We start from the raw sequence: 20,217 nt of genomic DNA, 5'->3' as shown, positions 1-20,217 counted from the left end.
CACGGTTTTTGGTTCCTTTTTGCCACGACAAAAAGGAACTCGCCGTAAAGGCGAAAAGGTGACTGTGCGTCGACATCGCAAATGAATGCGCTTACAACTATAAAAACCGATGCCGATTGACTTTGACTTTGACTTTGACTTTGACTTTGACTTTGACTTACACAGCGTGCGTCTCGAAAGTTATATGCGCATTCATTTACGATGGGGACGCATAATCACCTTTCCGCCCTTACGGCGGGTCCCTTTTTGAAGCATCAAAAAGGAACCAAAAAATGCTCGCTCCATTCATCCGGCCCCTACGCTTCGCTTCGGGGTCCCCTCACTCCGGCCTTGCTCCCGGGAGGACCGCGCTGAACGCCCCATCCTGGGGCGCAGCGCTTGACGGGCATCCATGCCCGTCACCTCCCTCCGCAAGACCTACGTTCGGCCTCCTGAAGTCGCAATTTGTGTCGCCTGAATTATCGCGCACTTAGAAGCAAAAGCAGAGCAAGAGCAAGAGCAAGAGCAAGAGCAAGAGCAAGAGCAAGAGCAAGAGCAAGAGCAAGAGCAAGAGCAAGAGCAAGAGCAAGAGCAAGAGCAAGAGTAAGATACATGGAGTATATGAAGACTACTCGCAGTGTTTCTTCAGTTACAACTACTCGCTGACAAGCCAACTCCCAAAGGAAAGGTGTATCACCACCTCACCTGTGAAAGTTGGCTCATCACCTGTTCAAACAATTACAACTCGGCCGCCAATCTCGACCCTTGGTTAATCGCCCGCTTGGCATCAAGCTCAGCCGCCACATCAGCGCCACCGATCAAGTGCACCGATTGCCCGGCCGCCACAAGGCCATCATGCAACTCGCGCAGCGGCTCCTGCCCCGCGCAGACAACGATGTTGTCCACCGCCAGCACCTGCGGCTCGCCCTCGCCGATGCGCACATGCAGGCCGGCATCGTCGACGCCCAGGTACTCGACGCTGTTGAGCATCTGCACCTGCTTGTTCTTCAGCCCCGTGCGGTGGATCCAGCCGGTGGTCTTGCCCAGGCCGTCGCCAACCTTGGTCTTCTTGCGTTGCAGCAGATAGACCTGGCGCGCCGGCGCATGAGGCTCTGCCTTCACCCCGGCCACACCACCACGGGCCTCCAGCTGCGTATCAATGCCCCATTCCTTCCAGAACGCCTCACGGTCCTGACTGGTGGCCACGCCCTTGTGCACCAGGTACTCGGACACATCGAAACCGATACCACCAGCACCGATCACCGCCACCCGCTCGCCCACCGGCTTGCGCTCGAGCAGCACGTCCAGGTAGTTCAGCACCTTGGCATTGTCGATGCCGGGAATGGCCGGCGTGCGCGGGGCGATGCCGGTGGCCAGAATGACCTCGTCGAACTCGCCGGCCACCAGCGCAGCTACATCAACACGAGTGTTCAGGCGCAGCTCGACACCAGTGGACTTCACCTTGTTGCGGAAGTAACGCAAGGTCTCGTAGAACTCCTCCTTGCCCGGCACGCGTTTGGCCACGTTGAATTGCCCACCGATCTCGCCGGCAGCATCGAACAGCGTTACGGCATGACCGCGCTCGGCGGCCACGGTGGCCGCTGCCAGGCCCGCAGGACCTGCGCCGACCACAGCAATGCGCTTCACCGCCCGTACCGGCAGGTAGTTGAGCTCCGTCTCATGGCAGGCACGCGGGTTGACCAGGCAGCTGGTCAGCTTGCCGCCGAAAGTGTGGTCCAGGCACGCCTGGTTGCAGCCGATGCAGGTGTTGATCTCGTCGCCACGGCCTTCGGCGGCCTTGTTGACGAAATCGGGGTCGGCCAGGAACGGCCGGGCCATGGAGACCATGTCGGCATCGCCCTCGGCCAGAACGGCCTCGGCCACTTCCGGGGTATTGATGCGGTTGGTGGTGATCAGCGGTATCTTCACCGCGCCGCGCAGCTTGGCGGTGACCTTGCTGAACGCCGCGCGTGGCACCTTGGTGGCGATGGTCGGGATGCGCGCCTCGTGCCAGCCGATACCTGTGTTGATCAGCGTGGCGCCGGCCTGCTCGACGGCCTTGGCCAGCAGTTCGATCTCGTCCCAGGTGCTGCCGCCCTCGACCAGGTCGAGCATCGACAAGCGGAAGATGATGATGAAGTTCGGCCCCACCGCCTCGCGCACCCGCTGCACGATTTCCACGGCCAGGCGCATGCGGTTCTCATAGCTGCCGCCCCAGCGGTCGGTGCGGTGGTTGGTGTGGGCGGCGAGGAACTGGTTGATGAAGTAGCCTTCCGAACCCATGATCTCGACGCCGTCGTAGCCGGCGCGCTGGGCCAGGCTTGCGCAGGTGACGAAATCGCGGATCTGCTTCTCGATGCCCTCCTCGTCCAGCTCCTTGGGCTTGAACGGGTTGATCGGTGCCTGGATGGCGCTGGGCGCCACCTGTTTCGGACTGTAGGCATAGCGCCCGGCGTGGAGGATCTGCAGGCAGATCTTGCCACCGGCGGCATGCACGGCCTCGGTGACGACCCGGTGCTTGGCAGCCTCTTCCTCGGTGCTGAGCTTGGCCGCGCCGGAGTACACGCCGCCTTCATCGTTGGGCGCGATGCCACCGGTGACCATCAGGCCGACGCCACCACGGGCACGCTCGGCGAAGTACGCGGCCATGCGTTCGAAGCCGCCGGGGCGCTCTTCGAGGCCGGTGTGCATCGACCCCATCAGGGTGCGGTTGCGCAAGGTGGTGAAACCCAGGTCGAGGGGGGCCAGCAGGTGCGGGTAACGGTCGGTAGCCATGGATGGACTCCACAGTTGGCATGATCACGGAATGCGGGCGCCTCTGCCGCTGTCTACACCAGCTCGCGGGGCCCGTCGGTTGTCTGAGGCCGACATTAAACAGGCGTTTGAACACGCTCAATGATCGAAACTGACAACTTATTGATCCTGCTGCACAGCAGGTCTACCCTAAGGCACCTCTACCGCACAACGCTGGACCGTTCCATGCGCAAACTGCTAGCCGGCGCCCTGGCGCTGGTCACCCTCGCCGCCCTCTGTGGCTACGGCTTCTGGACCCTGCAGCGTCCAGAAGGCCATTACCTGTCCGACCTGCGCATCGAGCTGGCCCTCAACCAGGGCGTGCCAGGCGAGCACGGCAACCTGCTGGGGGTCGAGCCGCTGTTGTATCCGGGCGACTACCAGAACCTGACGCGCCTGCACCGCAAGCTCTCGGCCTACCTGGAGCAGGCCCGTGCCCAAGGGCTGGTCAACCCGCGCACCGTGGTGGTACTGCCCGAGCATATCGGCACCTGGCTGTGGGCTCGTGGCGAAAAGCGCGAGCTGTACCAGGTGACCCAGCGCAGCGAGGCCTGGCAGTGGCTGGAGTTGAGCAACCCGCTGCGCTACGGCCTGGCGATGCTCGCCGCCAGCGGCGACGACCGCCGCTCGGACGCCCACCTGCGCATGAAGGCCGCGCAGATGGCTGCCGACTACCAGCAGCTGTTCGGCAACCTGGCCCGCGAGTTCGGCGTCACCCTGGTGGCCGGCTCCATCGTCCTGCCCGCGCCCTACGTCGAGAACGGCGTGCTGCGCACCGGCAACGGCCCGCTTTACAACAGCAGCCTGGTGTTCGCCAGCGACGGTTCGGTGCTCGGCCAGCCTCAGCACCAGCAGTACCCCGACAGCGAAAGCCGGCGCTACATCCAAGGTGGCCAGCAACACCCCCTGCAAGTGCTGGAGACCCCCGCCGGGCGTCTGGGCGTGCTGATCGGCAGCGACAGCTGGTACCCGGCCAACCATCAGCAACTGGCCGCGCAATCGGTGCAAGTGATCGCCAACCCGGTTTTCCTGAGCGGCAAGCACAGCTGGCAGGCGCCCTGGCGTGGCAATCGCCACCAGGCGCAGGCCGCCGACCTGCCGCTGCGACGCGGCGAGGTCAGTGAGCAACGCGCCTGGCAGCAACTACCGCTGGCCGCCAATGACAGCACCCCGAGCATGAGCGTGTTCATGCGTGGCCAGTTCTGGGAGCTGGGTAGCGACGGCCAGGGCTTTGCCAGCCAAAGCGGCACACTGTGGGTCGGCAACGACAGCCACGGTGCGCGCCTGCTCAACCTGTGGCTGTGACGCCATGCCCCGCCCCCGCGTGCGCCTGGGTGATCTGTCAGTAGGTTTCGTCCAGCCCCTGGCCGAAGCACTGGCCATGCTCGGCCACGACCCGCAGCCGCTGCTGCTGCGCTACGGCCTCGACGCCAGGCGCCTGGCCGAGCCAGGCGCGCGCCTATCGATTCCGCGCTACATGCACCTGGGCCATGCGGCGATCGCCTTGTCCGCCGAACCGGCCCTGGGCCTGCACATGGGGCGCCTGAGCCGCCTGGCCCAGGCAGGGCTGGCCGGGGTGACTGCCGCGCAGGCACCCACCCTCGGCGAAGCCGCTCGCACCCTGCTGCGCTTCGAACCGTTGTATGCCGCCAACTACCGGGGCCGTTCGAGTTTCCACGAAGACACCCAGGGCGCTTGGTTGAGGTTCTATTCCATCAGCCCCTACAACAGCTACAACCACTTCGTGGTCGACTCGATGCTCGCGGGCTGGCTGGCGCAGCTCGGCGCCCTCACCGCCAGGCCGGTGCAAGCCGAACGTCTTGAGATCGAATTCGACACTCCCGCCTACGCCGCGCAATACCAAGGCCTGTGTACGGGCACCGTGCATTTCGGTGGCACCGCCAACCAACTGCGCCTGAGCCGGGCCACCCTGGACCTGCCGAACCTGCAGCACTGCCCCAGTACCTGGCAGCACTTGCTGCAGCTGTGCGAAGCGGAACTGGCCCAGCGCACCCGTGTGCGCAGCCTGGGCGAGCGCATCACCCATCTGCTGGGCCCACTGCTCAATGGCGGGCACGAACCGGACCTGGAGGAAGTGGCGCGGCACCTGCAACTGCCGACCTGGACGTTGCGCCGCAAGCTGGCCGAGGAAGGCACGCGCTTTCGCAACCTGCTCAACGACACACGGCGTGACCTGGCCGAGACCTATATTCGCGATACGGAACTGGCCTTCGGCGAGATCGCCTATCTGCTGGGATTCGCCTCGGCAGAGGCGTTCCAGCGCGCGTTCAAGCGCTGGACGGGGCTGACCCCGGGGGAGTTTCGCCGCCATCAGCGGCAAGTCGGTTAGAGCTCGGTGGCGTCGTCGGCCGGCTCCGGCAGGTCCAGCTCATAGGCCTGGAACTCGAGCAGTTCTTCCTGGTAATCGTCCATCTTCACGCCCCTCATTCGTCGTTCTTCTGTCATTGCGCCAACCTAAGCCAGCGTAATGACAGAATGATTACAGCGCTATGAACGATAAACGTAGCAGGCACCCAGGAAGTTATCGACGAGTCAGAGTGGCGCCGGCGCCTGCTCTGCCGCCGGAGCTTCCTGCTGAACCTGGATCGGCGCTGGCTCGACAGGCGGCGCGATGGGTTGCGAACCCTTGCTGTCATCCACCACCGGCGCGGCCGGGGCCTCGCTGGACGGCACGGGAGGCGCTGGAGTGGCAACGGGCGCAGGCGCTGCGGCAGGGGGGGCAGCAACCGGTGTCGATACCGGGGCCGGTGTCTCTGCCACGCTTTCGGCTACCGGGGTGACGGGCTGCGGTACGGGCGCCAGGGCAGCGGGCGCAGGCTCCGGCAGGCCCAGGTCGGCGGCAGGTTTCTCCACCTTCGGCTCGGCGGCGGGTTCGGACTTCTCCGGCTTCTTCGGTTTCGGCAGGTAGCTTTCCACCAGGGCGAAGTAACGATCGTAGAACTGCGCGGCGGTGACCGTCTCGCTGGCCACCTTGACCATGGAGTCGTCGGTGGAGCCGATCGGCATCGACACCGAACCCAGCACGCCAACGCCAAGGCTGGCGGAAGTGTTGGACTTCTTCAGGGCGTAGCGATCCTGCAGGGCGTTGGCGAACATGGTCGAGCGCTGCTTGTCGCTCATGTCCGGCACGCAGGTGATGTTGAAGCTGATCTGCAGGTGATTCTCGGCGTTCTGCTGGAAGCTCTTGTTGCCGGCGACCTGGTTGGCATCGCTGCTGGTGATGATGTAGCCCTGGCTGAGCAGCGCACGCCGCGCCGCCTCGCAGGAGCCGGCCTCGCTGCTGGCGAAGGTGCGGGAAAAGGTGCCCGAGTCATCGAAGTTCTCGTGCTCGTAGACGGCGGCCTTTTTCGAGGAACAGCCGGACACGCCCGCCAGCACGAGGGCCAGCCCGAGCGCGCCATAGACGGTTGATCTAGACATTGCCAATTCCGGGAAGAAACGAATGGGGCGTATTGTGCATCACATCGATCAGCGGCTGAAACCTTTGATCGGTGAAGAGTCTGTCAGCATTATTGGAAATCCTTGCCCATGGCCGGGCAAGCTGCTGAAACGAAAAAAGCGACCCTAAGGTCGCTTTTCCGTTGCTTCGAGGTGTTCAAAGGGCCTCGAGGCGAAGATGGCGCAGCGGACGGGACTCGAACCCGCGACCCCCGGCGTGACAGGCCGGTATTCTAACCGACTGAACTACCGCTGCGTATCGTTCAGGTTTGCACCCGATTGAAACTGGGATCTGAGCTTTCAAGCGCTACAGCGCGAAAGCCAGGAACAAAAAAGGCGACCTATCATCGCCTTTTCTGCTTGCTTTGAGCGTTCATGGGGCTCTCGGCGAAAGATGGCGCAGCGGACGGGACTCGAACCCGCGACCCCCGGCGTGACAGGCCGGTATTCTAACCGACTGAACTACCGCTGCGTATCGTTCAGGCTTGCGCCTGATTGAAACTGGGACCTGGCCTTGCGGCCTCAGACCGGTGCAAGCACCCATCTGGGATAAAATGGCGCGGCGGACGGGACTCGAACCCGCGACCCCCGGCGTGACAGGCCGGTATTCTAACCGACTGAACTACCGCCGCGCAGTGTTGGACTTGCGTCCTGTTTCTCTCTGCCAGAGCGCTTCTTGCAAAGCACCTTGGACCAGAAACCTCCTCAGGAAGTGGTGGGTGATGACGGGATCGAACCGCCGACCCTCTGCTTGTAAGGCAGATGCTCTCCCGGCTGAGCTAATCACCCCCGCGATGTTGCTTGTTGCGTTTGCTTCGCTGAGGCCGCGAAATTTACGCAGGTACCGATGCTAAGTCAATACCCCCATTGAAGTTTTTTTCAAAAAGGGCAAAAACAGCTGCAAGCTTGAAGCTGCAAGCGACAAGAAAAAGCTCTCGTCTCCCTCACTACCGTATTCGACCCGGAGAAAGACAAAGGGGACCTTACGGTCCCCTCTTGCAGCTTGAAGCTTATAGCTTGCCGCTCAGGTATAGATCATCTTGCGGGTCATCCCGCCATCGACCACGAACTCCTGGCCGGTGACGAACCCCGCCTGGCGCGACAGCAGCCACGCCACCAGCGCCGCGACGTCCTCAACCGTCCCCACCCGGCCAGCCGGATGCTGAGCATGGTCGGCGTCGCTCAGAGGCTCGGCGCGCCGCTGCGAAGGGTCACGGGCATCGATCCAGCCCGGGCTCACGGCATTGACGCGGATCTCCGGCGCCAGGCTCATGGCCAGGGCGTGGGTCAAGGCAACCAGCCCGCCCTTGCTGGCGGCATAGGCCTCGGTGTCCGGCTCGGATTGCCGGGCACGGGTGGAAGCCAGGTTGACGATCGCACCACCATGGGCGCGCAGGTAAGGTGCGCAATGCTTGGCCAGCAGCATCGGGCCATTGAGGTTGACCGCCAGCACCCGGTTCCATTGGGCCAGGGACAGGCTCTCCAAGGTCTGGTTGTGCGGGTTGGCGATCGCCGCGTTGCACACCAGCGCGTCCAGTCGGCCAAACTGCCCGAGTACCTCGGACACCCCGGCACTAACCTGGGCCTCGTCGGCCACATCCATGGTGATGAACCAGGCGTTGTCGCCCAGCGCCTTGGCGACCTTGGCGCCACGCGGGCGGTCCAGGTCGCTGAGCACCACCTGCCAGCCCTCGCAGATCAACCAGGCGGCGATGCCCAGGCCGATGCCGCGGGCGGCACCGGTCACCAAAGCCACCCGACCATTATGGCCGGGCTCGCCACCCTTCCAGTCGATCACAGCGCCGCCAGGCCACGAGCCAGATCGGCTTGCAGGTCGGCCACGTCTTCCAGACCAACCGCCACGCGCACCAGGCTGTCACGGATACCCGCCGCTTCACGCTCCTGCGGCGTCAGACGCCCGTGGGAGGTGGTGGCCGGGTGGGCGATAGTGGTCTTGCTGTCACCGAGGTTGGTGGTGATGGAGATCACCCGGGTGGCGTCGATGAAGCGCCAGGCACCTTCCTTGCCACCCTTCACCTCGAAGCTGACCACCGCGCCGAAGCCGCTCATCTGGCGCTTGGCCAGTTCATGCTGCGGATGGCTCGGCAGACCGGCGTAGTGGACCTTCTCGATACCGTCCTGCTGCTCGAGCCACTCGGCCAGCACCTGGGCGCTCTCACAGTGGGCGCGCATGCGCAGCTTGAGGGTCTCCAGGCCCTTGGTGAAGACCCAGGCGTTGAACGGGCTGAGGGTCGGGCCGGCGGTACGCAGGAAGCCCACGACTTCCTTCATCTGCTCGCTGCGCCCGGCCACCACGCCGCCCATGCAACGGCCCTGGCCGTCGATGAACTTGGTCGCCGAGTGGAACACGATATCGGCACCGAGCTTGAGCGGCTGCTGCAAGGCCGGGGTGCTGAAGCAGTTGTCCACCACCAGCAGCGCGCCACGGGCGTGGGCGATTTCGGCCAGGGCGCTGATATCGACCAGCTCGGCCAGCGGGTTGGACGGCGACTCGACGACCAGCAGCTTGGTGTTGGCCTTGATGGCCTTTTCCCAGCCGTTCAGGTCGACCAGCGGCACGTAGTCCACCTGCACGCCGAAACGCTTGAAATACTTCTCGAACAGGCTGATGGTCGAGCCGAACACACTCTGCGACACCAGCACATGGTCGCCGGCGCTGCACAGCGACATGACCACGGCGAGAATCGCCGCCATGCCGGTGGAGGTAGCCACGGCCTGCTCGGCGCCTTCCATGGCCGCCAGGCGCTCCTCGAAGGCGCGCACGGTGGGGTTGGTGTAGCGCGAATAGACATTGCCCGGCGTTTCGCCGGCAAAGCGCGCGGCAGCGTCGGCAGCCGTGCGGAAGACATAGCTGGAGGTCAGGAACAGCGCTTCGCTGTGCTCGGCCTCCGGTGTACGGTTCTGACCGGCGCGCACCGCCAGGGTGTCGAAACCGACACCCTCGAGGTCACTGTCCAGTCGACCGGCATCCCATTGTTCGGTCATGCCGTCGCTCCCAAATCAGTTGTTGTACAGGTCGATGATCGCGCTGACCGCCTGGGTCTTCACCTTGGCCAGGTCATTACGGGCCTGCTCGATGCGGTCGAGGTAGGCTTCGTCGATATCGCCGGTGACATACTCACCGTTGAACACCGCGCAATCGAAATGCTCGATCTTGATCTTGCCGCCACCGACCGATTCGATCAGGTCCGGCAGGTCCTGGTAGATCAGCCAATCGGCGCCGATCAACTCGGCCACCTGTTCGGTGGTACGGTTGTGGGCGATCAGTTCGTGAGCGCTCGGCATGTCGATGCCGTAGACGTTGGGGTAGCGTACCGCTGGGGCCGCAGAGCAGAAATAGACGTTCTTGGCGCCGGCTTCGCGGGCCATCTGGATGATCTGCTTGCAGGTGGTGCCGCGCACGATCGAGTCGTCCACCAGCATCACGTTCTTGCCGCGGAACTCCAGCTCGATGGCGTTGAGCTTCTGGCGCACCGACTTCTTGCGCGCGGCCTGGCCGGGCATGATGAAGGTACGACCGATGTAACGGTTCTTGACGAAGCCTTCGCGGAACTTGACGCCCAGGTGGTTGGCCAGTTCCAGCGCCGCGGTGCGGCTGGTGTCCGGGATCGGGATGACCACGTCGATGTCGTGCTCGGGGCGTTCGCGCTGGATCTTCTCGGCCAGCTTTTCGCCCATGCGCAGGCGCGCCTTGTATACCGAAACGCCGTCCATGATCGAATCCGGACGGGCAAGGTACACGTGCTCGAAGATGCACGGCTGCAGTTTCGGGCTCTTGGCGCACTGTTTGGTGAACAGCTGGCCGCCTTCGGTGATGTACACCGCCTCGCCCGGCGCCAGGTCGCGAATCAGGGTGAAGCCGAGCACGTCCAGGGCGACACTTTCCGAGGCGATCATGTACTCGACGCCTTCGTCGGTGTGACGCTGGCCAAACACCACCGGACGGATGCCGTTGGGGTCACGGAAGCCGACGATGCCGTAGCCGGTGATCATCGCCACCACCGCGTAGCCACCGACGCAGCGGCTATGCACGTGGGACACGGCGGCGAACACGTCTTCTTCGGTCGGCTGCAGCTTGCCGCGCACGGCCAGCTCGTGAGCGAACACGTTCAGCAGCACTTCGGAGTCGGAGTTGGTGTTGACGTGGCGCAGGTCGGACTCGTAGATCTCCTTGGCCAACTGCTCGACGTTGGTCAGGTTGCCGTTGTGCGCCAGGGTGATGCCGTACGGCGAGTTGACGTAGAACGGCTGGGCCTCGGCCGAGGTGGAGCTGCCGGCGGTCGGGTAGCGCACATGACCGATGCCGATGCTGCCCACCAGGCGCTGCATGTGGCGCTGCTGGAAGACGTCGCGCACCAGGCCGTTATCCTTGCGCAGGAACAACCGGCCGTCGTGGCTGGTCACGATACCGGCAGCGTCCTGGCCGCGGTGCTGAAGCACGGTTAGCGCGTCATACAGCGCCTGATTGACGTTCGACTTACCGACGATACCGACGATGCCACACATGCGACGCAACCCCTACTTTGATGAAACTTGAGTGAAGCGCGCTCAGGGCTTGGTCGGCCCGAGCAACTGCTCCTTGAACGGAAGGTCAACGGGTGCGCTGACCCCACTGGACATCCACTGGCCGCTGAACCTGAGTATGAGGTTCTTCGACCAGTCGGCTACCAATAGAAATTGTGGTATCAGGCGCGATTCCTGCCACCACGGATCCTGTTGCACCGGCCCCAGGCTCAGCAGCCCGACCGCCACCACCACCAGCAGGCCCCCGCGCGCGGCGCCGAAGGCCATGCCGAGGAAGCGATCGGTGCCGGACAGCCCGGTCACGCGGATCAGCTCGCCGATGAGGAAATTGAGCATCGCCCCGACCAGCAGCGTGGCGACGAAAAGAATGGCGCAGCCGGCAATGACTCGTGCGGACGGCATCTGGATATAGCTTTCAAGATACTGCGCAAGCGAGCCGCCGAACATCCAGGCCACCGCGCCGGCGACAATCCAGATGAGCAGGGACAAGGCTTCCTTGACGAAGCCGCGCTTGAGACTGATCAGTGAGGAAATGGCGATGATCGCGATGATCGCCCAATCAACCCAGGTAAATGCCACGGTGTTGCCTGCCGACGTTTGAGGCGGCGCATTTTACCAGAGCGAGGGGCTGGGGGTAAGCGGAATGTCAGGAGTTTGAAGGGCTGCAGGCTGACTCCGGGGACAGCTTTACAGGTTTGAAAACCATCGCGGGGCAAGTCGCTTCGGTGCGCCGATGCGACTTGCCCCGCGATAGATGCTAACCACGTTCCGGCTGGAAACGTACCACGATGCCCTTTAGGTTCTGCTGGCGATTAATCACATCACGCAGGCGCTCGGCTTCCGCTCGCTCGATCAACGGTCCGACGAATACCCGGTTCATGCCGTCCGCCGAACGAATATAGGCGTTGTAGCCCTGGCTGCGCAGGGTCTTCTGCAGATTGTCGGCACCGGCCCGATTGGACAGGCTGGCCAACTGGATCGACCAGCTCACCGGCAGGCCGTTGACGTCGATCTTCGACGGCGTAGCGGGCTTGGCCGCGGGCGCGGTAGGCGCCGCGCTCGGTGCAGGCGCCGGACGGGGCTCGACCTTGGCTACCGGCGGAGCGGGCACCGGGGTCTGCGGTTTGGGCTGAGGTTGCGTCGCAGTCGGTGCCGGAGTGATCGGCTGGCTCGGCGTAGCCACCGGCGCCGTGGACTCGTCGACCACCACTACAGGCTGCTCGCTCTGCTCCGGCAGCGGTTGTGGCTCCGGCACCTGCACAGGCTCCACCTGCACCTGGGGCAGATTGGGCATGGCCGGCGCTTCCGGCGCCTCGACACGCACCTGGCGCATCTCGTCCTCGCGGGTGAACAACATCGGCAGGAAGATCACCGCCAGCGCCACCAGCACCAGCGCACCGACCATGCGCTGCTTCATCCCTTTATCCAGCACTGCCATCTACTCCATCCTCGGAAACCTGCCGCTCAAGCCAGGCCAGGGCCTCGCCGACGCAGAAAAACGAACCGAACAGCAGGATCTGGTCATCCGCCGTCGCCCGGGCGCACTGCCCTTCGAGGGCAGCCGCAACACTGGCGTAAGACTTCACCGTCGCACCGAGGTTCGTCAAGGCATCCGCCAGTTCCGCGGCCGGGCGGCTGCGCGGCGTGTCCAGCGGCGCCACCGCCCAGTCGGAGACCTGACCGCGCAGCGGCGCAAGCACGCCGGGCAGGTCCTTGTCTGCCAACAGGCCGAAGACCGCCAGGCGTCGCCCCCTCACCGGGCGTGCCGCCAGGCGGCGGGCCAGATACTCGGCGGCGTGCGGATTGTGACCGACATCCAGCAACAGCTCGACACACTTACCCTGGAATGACAGACCACGCCGGTCAAGGCGACCGGTGATACGGGTATCCAGCAAAGCCTGACGAACCTTGTCGGCATCCCACGGCAGCCCCATCAGCAGGAAGGCCTGCAAGGCCAGGGCGGCATTCTCCATGGGCAGGTCGAGCAACGGCAGGTCATGCAGCTCAACGGGCGAACCGTCGAGCTGGCGACCACGCCAATGCCAGTGGTCAACGCTGCTATCCAGGTCGAAATCACGTCCACGCAGGAAGAACGGGCAATCCAGCTCGCGCACCTTGTCCAACAAAGGCTGCGGCGGATCAAGGTCACCGCACAGCGCAGGCTTGCCCTGGCGGAAGATTCCCGCCTTCTCGTAGGCTACCGACTCGCGGCTATCGCCCAGGTAATCGACGTGGTCGACGCCAATGCTGGTGACCAGCGCGATGTCGGCATCCACCAGGTTGACCGCATCCAGCCGGCCACCCAAACCGACCTCGAGCACCACGGCATCCAGTGCGGCTTGCTTGAACAACCAGAACGCCGCCAGGGTGCCCATTTCGAAATAGGTCAGCGAGATCTCGCCCCGCGCCGCTTCCACGGCGGCGAACGCTTCGCACAGGCGCTCATCGCTGGCCTCCTGGCCGTCGATCAGCACCCGTTCGTTGTAACGCAGCAGATGCGGCGAACTGTACACCCCGACCCTTAGCCCCTGCGAGCGCAGCAACGCGGCCATGAAGGCGCAGGTCGAGCCCTTGCCGTTGGTGCCAGTCACCGTGACCACACGGGGCGCCAGCGCGCCCAGGCCCAGGCGCGCAAGCACCTGTTGCGAGCGCTCCAGGCCCATGTCGATGGCCGAGGGGTGCAACTGTTCGAGATAGGCGAGCCAGTCGCCCAGGCTGCGCTGGTTCATCACGCGACGGCGGCGACCTCTTTGGCCGCTTCCGGCGTCGGCTGGCCGGTCATCTGCGCCAGCAGGCGAGCCAGGCGCGGGCGCAGCTCGTCACGGGAAATGATCAGGTCGATGGCACCGTGCTCCAGCAGGAACTCGCTGCGCTGGAAGCCTTCCGGCAGCTTCTCGCGCACGGTCTGCTCGATTACCCGCGGGCCGGCAAAGCCGATCAGCGCCTTCGGCTCGCCGACGATCACGTCGCCAAGCATCGCCAGGCTGGCGGAAACGCCGCCATAGACCGGGTCGGTCAGCACCGAGATGAACGGAATGCCTTCTTCGCGCAGGCGCGCCAGCACGGCGGAAGTCTTGGCCATCTGCATAAGCGAGATCAGTGCTTCCTGCATGCGCGCACCGCCGGAAGCGGAGAAGCAGACCATCGGGCAGCGATTTTCCAGGGCGTAGTTGGCAGCACGCACGAAACGCTCGCCGACGATGGCGCCCATCGAGCCGCCCATGAAGGAGAACTCGAAGGCGCTGACCACGATCGGCATGCCCATCAGGGTGCCGCTCATGGAGATCAGCGCGTCCTTCTCACCGGTCTGCTTCTGCGCGGCGGTCAGGCGGTCCTTGTACTTCTTGCCGTCACGGAACTTCAGGCGATCGACCGGCTCCAGGTCGGCGCCCAGTTCTGCGCGACCTTCTGGATCGAGGAAGATATCGATGCGCGCGCGCGCGCCGATACGCATGTGGTGGTTGCACTTAGGGCAGACGTCGAGGGTCTTTTCCAGCTCCGGGCGATACAGCACGGCTTCGCAGGACGGGCACTTGTGCCACAGCCCTTCCGGCACCGAGCTCTTCTTCACCTCGGAACGCATGATCGAAGGGATCAGTTTGTCTACCAACCAGTTGCTCATGCTTGCTTTCTCCAGTATTGGCCGGGGAGACCTTTGCGGCCCCGCCCTGCCCTTGAGCTCAAATTCTTCTGTAAAGCGACGATGGGCCGACCTTGGGCCGCCCCACCTCCAATTCTTCCCCGGCATGCCCCGCGCTCTGGCGCGGCCTGGCAGCACCGGGCTGCGAAAGCTATGGACGATGGCGCGCGGCCAGCCGTCACATCCGCGTTCAAGCGTGCTTGACCGCCTGCATGAAGGCTTCGATCCTTGCCGCATCCTTGATGCCTTTGGCCTGCTCCACGCCGCCGCTGACATCCACCGCGTACGGGCGCACCCGGCGAATGGCCTCGGCGACGTTGTCAGCCGACAGGCCACCGGCAAGGATGATCGGCTTGCTCAGGTGTTGCGGAATCAGTGACCAGTCGAACGCCTCGCCGGTTCCTCCCGGCACGCCTGGTACATAGGCATCCAGCAGGATGCCGCGAGCGCCAGCGTAGTGCCGGCAGGCGGCCTCCAGGTCATCCCCCGGGCGCACCCGCAGGGCCTTGATCCAGGGGCGGTGGTAGCCCTCGCAATCGGCCGGGGTCTCATCGCCGTGGAACTGTAGCAGGTCCAGGGAAACCACTTCGAGGATCTCGTTGAGCTCGCAGCGCGAGGCATTGACGAACAGCCCCACGGTGGTCACGAACGGCGGCAGCGCGTCGATGATCGTCCGCGCCTGACGCACCTCCACCGCCCGCGGGCTTTTCGCATAGAAGACGAAACCGAGGGCGTCGGCGCCGGCCTCGACCGCAGCCAGGGCATCCTCGATGCGGGTAATCCCGCAGATCTTGCTGCGAACATTGCTCATGGACAGCCAACCTTGAGTGATCGGGAAAGCGCCGATGGTAGCAAATGACCTGTGCTCCGTCAGTCCGCCAGCGCCTCGTAGCCAGTAAGAAAGTGTGGGCCGATGTAACGCTGCGGCAGCGCGTATTCTTCCGGGTACTCCACCTGCACCAGGTAAAGACCGTAAGGGTGCGCGGTTACCCCGCCGTCACGGCGGTTGCGCCCCTCCAGCACCTCGCGGGCCCACTCCACCGGACGCTCACCGGCGCCGATGGTCATCAGCACGCCGGCGATGTTGCGCACCATGTGGTGCAGGAACGCGGTGGCACGCACATCCAGCACGATCATCCGCCCATGCCGGGTCACACGCAGGTGGTGGATGTGCTTGATCGGTGACTTGGCCTGGCACTGGCTGGCGCGAAAGGCACTGAAGTCATGGGTACCCAGCAGGTACTGCGCGGCCTCGGCCATGCGCTCGACGTCCAGCGGGCGGTGGTTCCAGGTGACTTCCTCGGCCAGGTGCGCCGGGCGGATCGGGTCGTTGTAGATCACGTAGCGGTAGCGCCGCGCTGTGGCCTTGAAGCGGGCATGGAAGTGTGCAGGCATGGGCGCCGACCAGACCACGCTGATGTCGTGGGGCAGGTTGAAGTTGGTGCCCAGGGTCCAGGCGCGCTCGTCGCGCACGGCGCGGGTGTCGAAATGCACGATCTGCCCGCAGCCATGGACGCCGGCATCGGTGCGCCCGGCGCAGATCACCGAGATAGGTTCGTTGGCCACCGTCGACAGCGCCTGTTCCAGGGCCTGCTGGACACTCGGCACGCCGCTGGCCTGGCGTTGCCAGCCGCGATAGCGCGAACCTTTGTATTCCACGCCCAAAGCGATGCGGGTGTAGCCTTCGGCAGCCGATTCGGCGGCGGCGGTGTCGATGATGTCCAAGAGCGGCAAACCTGATGATGAAACGAAAGGCGGAAGTATACCGGCAAACCGTGCAGGGGCCGAAATGATCGCGGGGCAAGCCCGCCCCACGTCTTGCGTGAAAGCAGGCTTGCCCCGCGATGTACAGCTTTGCGTCAGACCAGGCGCGAGAGCATCTCGTTGGCTTCCTCGCGTTGGCTGTCGTCGCCGTCCTTGACCACTTCGTCGAGGATGTCACGGGCGCCCTGATGGTCGCCCATGTCGATGTAGGCGCGGGCCAGGTCGAGCTTGGTGGCTACCTCGTCGGCGCCGGAGAAGAAGTCGAAGTCCAGGTCGTCCAGCGGCTCGGGCTCCAGCGCCGCGTCCTCGGCGGTGAACGATGGCTGTGCAACCGATGGGGTCTCGAGGTTCTGCGACAGCTTGTCGAGCTCGGCATTGACGTCGTCCAGCTCCGAGGCGAAGTTCTTCGCCGCCGGCGAGTCGTCGTCCAGCGACAGCGACAGGTCGAAGTCCTCGGGCAGCTCCAGCTCGGAGATCGGATCAAACTCCGGAATCGCCTCGAAGGCCGCCAGCTCGGCCGCCACGTCCACCGGGGCTTCCTCGCTGCCGGTCGGAGCCGCCGGCTCTTCGGCGACATCCAGATCGAATTCAGCCAAGTCGTCGACATTTTGCGGTGTCGCCTGCGCCTGGGCGAGCAATGCCTCGAAATCGTCGTCGGCATCGGTTTCGGCAACGGCGGGTGCAGCCTCGGCTTCGGGCGCCTCGACGACCAGGTCCTCGAGACCGGCCAAGTCGAGGTGGTCATCCACCGGCAGGTCATCGCCCAGGCTCAGGTCGAAGGCGCTGTCCAGGTCGGCCTCTTCGACCACAGGCTCTGGCTCAGGCTCTGGTTCGGCCGCCACGACCGGCTCCACGACGACTTCCGGCGCGCTTTCACCCAGCTCCAGCTCCTTGTCCTGCAGCAGGTCCTGGACATACTGCTCATCCAGCTCGGCGGCCAGGGCCGCGGCCCCGGCAGCGCCTGCCGCAACCGCCGCGACACCCAGCATGGCCGGGAAGCGCTCCTTGAGCGCGGCGACCTCGGCCTGGTTCGCGTCGTTGACCACCAGCTTGCGCTCCTGGCCAGCGAACGCGTCCTGGTCGCCCTGACGTGCGTAGACTTCCATCAATTTGAGGCGCAGATCGCTGCGCTGTGGCTCGGAGGCCACCGCGGCTTCCAGCAGGTCGGCGGCATGGTTGAGGCGACCACGGGCCAGGCTTTCATCCACCTCGGCCAGCAACGCCGCGCGCGGATCAGCCGCCGGGGCGACGACGTCGGCAGGCGCCGCAGGCTTTTCCGCCGCAACGGCTGCAGCAGCCGAGGCAGCCACTACCGCAGGCGACAGAGTCACGCTTGGCGCCGACACATCCAGGCCTTCAAAACTGCTCGGAGGCAAGTCCAGGTCCGGGCCACGCTCGCCATCCTCGGCCAGGGCACGGGCCATGCGCAGGTGTTTCTCAGCTTCCTGCTGGGCCTTGCGCTTGCGGGCCAGAAGCAGCAGCAACAACAGCAGCACCAGGAATGCGGACCCGGCAATCAAGCCCAGCAACAGCGGATTGCCCAGCAGTTGGTCGAGCATGCCGGGCTCTTCGCTGGCCGGTGCCTCAGCTGCCGCATCCTGTGGTGCGGTGTCGGCCGCGGCAGGCGCCGGGGCGACCACCGGTTCGGCAGGGGTCAGTTGCGCGTTCACCGCAGGTTGCGCCGGAGCCGGCTCGCCCGGCAGCGCCGCTGCCGGTGGCTGTGGCGCCGCGGCGCCCTGGGCCTCCAGACGCGCCAGCTGGTCGTTCTTCAGCTCGATCAGGCGCTGCAGCTTGTCCAGCTGGCTCTGCAGGTCGACCATGCGGCTCTTGAGTTCATCGTTGTCACGGCGGCTGGTGTCGAGGCTTTCCTGGGCCATGGCCAGCTTGTCGCCCAGCGCCTTGGCCTCGCCGGCCGCGCCCTTGCCGCCCGGCGCCACCAGGCGCAGGTTGTCGCCCTGGGCAATGCGCGCGGGCGCCGCGCCAGCTTCGCCACGGCGGGTGGCGTCCAGTTGCCGCGCACGCGGGCCGAGGCGGCGGCCTTCGCGCCAGGCGGCGTACTGCTCTGCGACTTCGCGGTTGGCCTGGGCCTGTGGAATGCTCTGCACCTGCTGCTGATCGGGCAGGCGCAGTACCTGGCCGGTCTTGAGCTGGTTGATGTTGTTGCCGATGAAGGCATCCGGGTTAAGCGCCTGGATGGCCAGCATGGTCTGCTGGATCGAGCCGCCGTTGGTGTTGCGCGCGGCGATCTGCCAGAGGGTGTCACGGCGCTTGGTGGTATAACTGCCCGCACTGACAGCCGGGTTGATGCCCGCCGGGGCCGGCTGGCTGCCCTGGGCCTGGTCGAGCAGCACACTGTAGTCGCGCAGCAGGCGACCCTGGGGCCACATGACCTGGACCAGGAACTTGACCACCGGCTCCGGCAGCGCCTTGCTGGAGGTAACCCGCAGCACGCTCTTGCCGTTGGGGTTGATCACTGGCGTGAAGGTGAGGTCTTCGAGGTAAGGCGGGAAGGCCACCCCGGCCTTGGCGAACTCTTCCGGCGACGCCAGGCTTGGTGCCATTTCCGCCGCGGAGAGGTCGCGCACGTCGAGTAGTTCGATCTCGGCATCCAGCGGCTGGTTCTGCGCCGACTTGAGGGTCAGCTCGCCCAACCCCAGAGCGTTCGCCACCCCGGACGACAGCGCCGAGGCTGCCGCGATGGCCAGAACCAGTTTGCGAATTCGAAGCATGAACTCTTCCCTTGTATGAAACGTCCCGAAAACCCTTGTGCGGTGCAGGACAAAATAGCTCGCAGTATCTTTTACGCCATGTGTTTTATCAACAATTGTGCCGCCTGCACGGCGTTCAGCGCCGCGCCCTTGCGCACATTGTCGGTGGTCAGCCAGAGATTGAGCTGCTGGTCTTCATCGACACCGTGGCGTACACGTCCAACATAGACCACGTCCTGGCCCACCGCGTCACCCACAGGCGTCGGATAATCACCCGGCTCGACCAGCTCGATGCCCTCGGCGGCCTCCAATGCGGCGTTGACTGCCGCCAGATCGACCGGTCGACGGCTCTGCAACGCCACACTGAAGCTATCGCCGAAAAACACCGGGACTTGAATGCAGGTCACGGAAATCTTCAATTGCGGCAAGTCCAGCACCTGGCGCAGCTCGCTCACCAGACGGCGCTCCACCGCGGTATGCCCCTGCTCGTCGGCCGCGCCAACCTGGGCCAACAGGTTGAAGGCCATCTGTCGGTCGAAGAAGCGCGGCTCCAGAGGACGTGCGTTGAGCAGTTCGGCGGTCTGGCGGGCGAGCTCGCTGACTGCCTCCCTGCCCTGTTCCGAAACGGCCAGGCAGGCATTGACCTGCACGCGCTCGATGTCCAGCAACCCCTTGAGCGGCGCCAGCGCCACCGCCAGGGCCACCGCGCCGGCGCTCGGGCTGGTGATCAACGCGGGCTGCGCGAGTTCGGTGACGCGCTCGCTGTTAGCTTCCGGAACCAGCGCGGTAGCGCCTTCCAGGGCGCCAGACAGGTCGATCACCGCGCAACCGGCGGCGATGGCCTTGGGCGCGAAGCTGCGGCTGACGGCGGGGCTGGCGGCGAAGAAGACCAGCCTGACCTGGGAGAAATCGAAGCTGTCCACTTCGCGGACCTTCAGTTTCTTGCCCGCGAACATGACGCTGCTGCCGGCGGATTCCATGCTGGCCAGCAGGTGCAGGGTGGAGACCGGGAAGGCCACTTCCTCGAGGATCTGGACGAGGGATTCACCTACTGTGCCGGTGGCGCCGATTACGGCTATGTCCAGGGCGTTGGGGGTCATGAGATCGGTTCCTTTTCCAGGGGGTACGGCGGGGGAGCGGCACTTTACTTGGATTGTGGGGTGGGAGGTAGGGGGTGGGTTCGGGTTCGGGTTCGGGTTCGGGTTCGGGTTCGGGTTCGGGTTCGGGTTCGGGTTCAAGAGTGTGGGTTTTGATTTATTTATGCGCATTCATTGGCGATGTCGACGCATTATCACCCTTCCGCCATTACGGCGGCCTACTTTTCTCGTG

15 protein-coding genes and 4 tRNA genes are annotated in these 20,217 nt (G+C 64.7%); 2 read left to right on the top strand and 17 right to left on the bottom strand.

Annotated elements, in window-relative coordinates:
- Window positions 1-717: 717 nt before the first annotated feature.
- On the bottom strand, window positions 718-2,754 hold the full coding sequence (locus ACQ4OD_RS24495) for an NADPH-dependent 2,4-dienoyl-CoA reductase (protein ID WP_198755853.1): 2,037 nt from the start codon (window positions 2,752-2,754) through the stop codon (window positions 718-720).
- A gap of 204 nt (window positions 2,755-2,958) precedes the next feature.
- On the opposite strand from ACQ4OD_RS24495, the gene ACQ4OD_RS24490 reads away from it, so the two are divergent.
- Together ACQ4OD_RS24490 and ACQ4OD_RS24485 are read left to right on the top strand one after the other, a co-directional pair.
- A complete protein-coding gene (locus ACQ4OD_RS24490) occupies window positions 2,959-4,077 on the top strand; it encodes a carbon-nitrogen hydrolase family protein (protein WP_110704572.1) in 1,119 nt (372 codons plus the stop codon).
- A 4-nt stretch (window positions 4,078-4,081) separates the two neighbouring features.
- Window positions 4,082-5,122, top strand: coding sequence for an AraC family transcriptional regulator (locus ACQ4OD_RS24485; RefSeq protein ID WP_110704570.1), 1,041 nt, complete (start codon window positions 4,082-4,084; stop codon window positions 5,120-5,122).
- 203 nt (window positions 5,123-5,325) lie between these two features.
- Here the strand turns inward: ACQ4OD_RS24485 and ACQ4OD_RS24480 are convergent, their stop codons facing one another.
- The 16 genes from ACQ4OD_RS24480 to ACQ4OD_RS24405 form a co-directional block, all read right to left on the bottom strand.
- A complete protein-coding gene (locus ACQ4OD_RS24480; RefSeq protein WP_139669658.1) occupies window positions 5,326-6,213 on the bottom strand; it encodes a DUF2242 domain-containing protein in 888 nt (295 codons plus the stop codon).
- A 197-nt stretch (window positions 6,214-6,410) separates the two neighbouring features.
- A tRNA-Asp gene (locus ACQ4OD_RS24475) sits at window positions 6,411-6,487 on the bottom strand.
- Between the two features lie 139 nt (window positions 6,488-6,626).
- Window positions 6,627-6,703 (bottom strand) — tRNA-Asp (locus tag ACQ4OD_RS24470).
- A gap of 83 nt (window positions 6,704-6,786) precedes the next feature.
- Window positions 6,787-6,863, bottom strand: a tRNA-Asp gene (locus tag ACQ4OD_RS24465).
- 81 nt (window positions 6,864-6,944) lie between these two features.
- Window positions 6,945-7,020, bottom strand: a tRNA-Val gene (locus ACQ4OD_RS24460).
- A gap of 235 nt (window positions 7,021-7,255) precedes the next feature.
- Window positions 7,256-8,029: an SDR family oxidoreductase gene (locus tag ACQ4OD_RS24455; protein ID WP_111532668.1), complete on the bottom strand. Its 774-nt coding sequence runs from the start codon at window positions 8,027-8,029 to the stop codon at window positions 7,256-7,258.
- Window positions 8,026-9,237 (bottom strand): O-succinylhomoserine sulfhydrylase, encoded by a 1,212-nt coding sequence (locus ACQ4OD_RS24450; RefSeq protein ID WP_198755854.1) that lies wholly within the window; start codon window positions 9,235-9,237, stop codon window positions 8,026-8,028. The genes ACQ4OD_RS24455 and ACQ4OD_RS24450 overlap by 4 nt, the downstream gene beginning before the upstream one ends.
- A gap of 15 nt (window positions 9,238-9,252) precedes the next feature.
- A complete protein-coding gene (gene purF / locus ACQ4OD_RS24445) occupies window positions 9,253-10,758 on the bottom strand; it encodes an amidophosphoribosyltransferase (RefSeq protein ID WP_430945080.1) in 1,506 nt (501 codons plus the stop codon).
- A 42-nt stretch (window positions 10,759-10,800) separates the two neighbouring features.
- Window positions 10,801-11,355, bottom strand: coding sequence for a CvpA family protein (locus ACQ4OD_RS24440; protein WP_430945079.1), 555 nt, complete (start codon window positions 11,353-11,355; stop codon window positions 10,801-10,803).
- A gap of 178 nt (window positions 11,356-11,533) precedes the next feature.
- Window positions 11,534-12,214 (bottom strand): SPOR domain-containing protein, encoded by a 681-nt coding sequence (locus ACQ4OD_RS24435; RefSeq protein WP_139669654.1) that lies wholly within the window; start codon window positions 12,212-12,214, stop codon window positions 11,534-11,536.
- Window positions 12,198-13,505: a bifunctional tetrahydrofolate synthase/dihydrofolate synthase gene (folC, locus tag ACQ4OD_RS24430; RefSeq protein WP_430945078.1), complete on the bottom strand. Its 1,308-nt coding sequence runs from the start codon at window positions 13,503-13,505 to the stop codon at window positions 12,198-12,200. The genes ACQ4OD_RS24435 and folC overlap by 17 nt, the downstream gene beginning before the upstream one ends.
- Window positions 13,505-14,398, bottom strand: a complete 894-nt coding sequence (gene accD, locus ACQ4OD_RS24425; RefSeq protein WP_028690439.1) for an acetyl-CoA carboxylase, carboxyltransferase subunit beta — start codon at window positions 14,396-14,398, stop codon at window positions 13,505-13,507. The genes folC and accD overlap by 1 nt, the downstream gene beginning before the upstream one ends.
- A gap of 208 nt (window positions 14,399-14,606) precedes the next feature.
- Complete coding sequence (locus tag ACQ4OD_RS24420; RefSeq protein ID WP_430945077.1) at window positions 14,607-15,227, bottom strand: phosphoribosylanthranilate isomerase; 621 nt, start codon at window positions 15,225-15,227, stop codon at window positions 14,607-14,609.
- Window positions 15,228-15,286: 59 nt separating this feature from the next.
- Window positions 15,287-16,141: a tRNA pseudouridine(38-40) synthase TruA gene (gene truA / locus ACQ4OD_RS24415; protein WP_023632367.1), complete on the bottom strand. Its 855-nt coding sequence runs from the start codon at window positions 16,139-16,141 to the stop codon at window positions 15,287-15,289.
- Window positions 16,142-16,275: 134 nt separating this feature from the next.
- On the bottom strand, window positions 16,276-18,909 hold the full coding sequence (locus ACQ4OD_RS24410) for a FimV/HubP family polar landmark protein (protein ID WP_430945076.1): 2,634 nt from the start codon (window positions 18,907-18,909) through the stop codon (window positions 16,276-16,278).
- Between the two features lie 71 nt (window positions 18,910-18,980).
- Window positions 18,981-19,988, bottom strand: a complete 1,008-nt coding sequence (locus tag ACQ4OD_RS24405; protein WP_139669647.1) for an aspartate-semialdehyde dehydrogenase — start codon at window positions 19,986-19,988, stop codon at window positions 18,981-18,983.
- Window positions 19,989-20,217: the final 229 nt, after the last annotated feature.

The organism is Pseudomonas sp. WC1 (assembly GCF_050586565.1).
Taxonomy (GTDB): domain Bacteria; phylum Pseudomonadota; class Gammaproteobacteria; order Pseudomonadales; family Pseudomonadaceae; genus Aquipseudomonas.
This window is presented reverse-complemented; position numbering and strand designations above follow the sequence as displayed.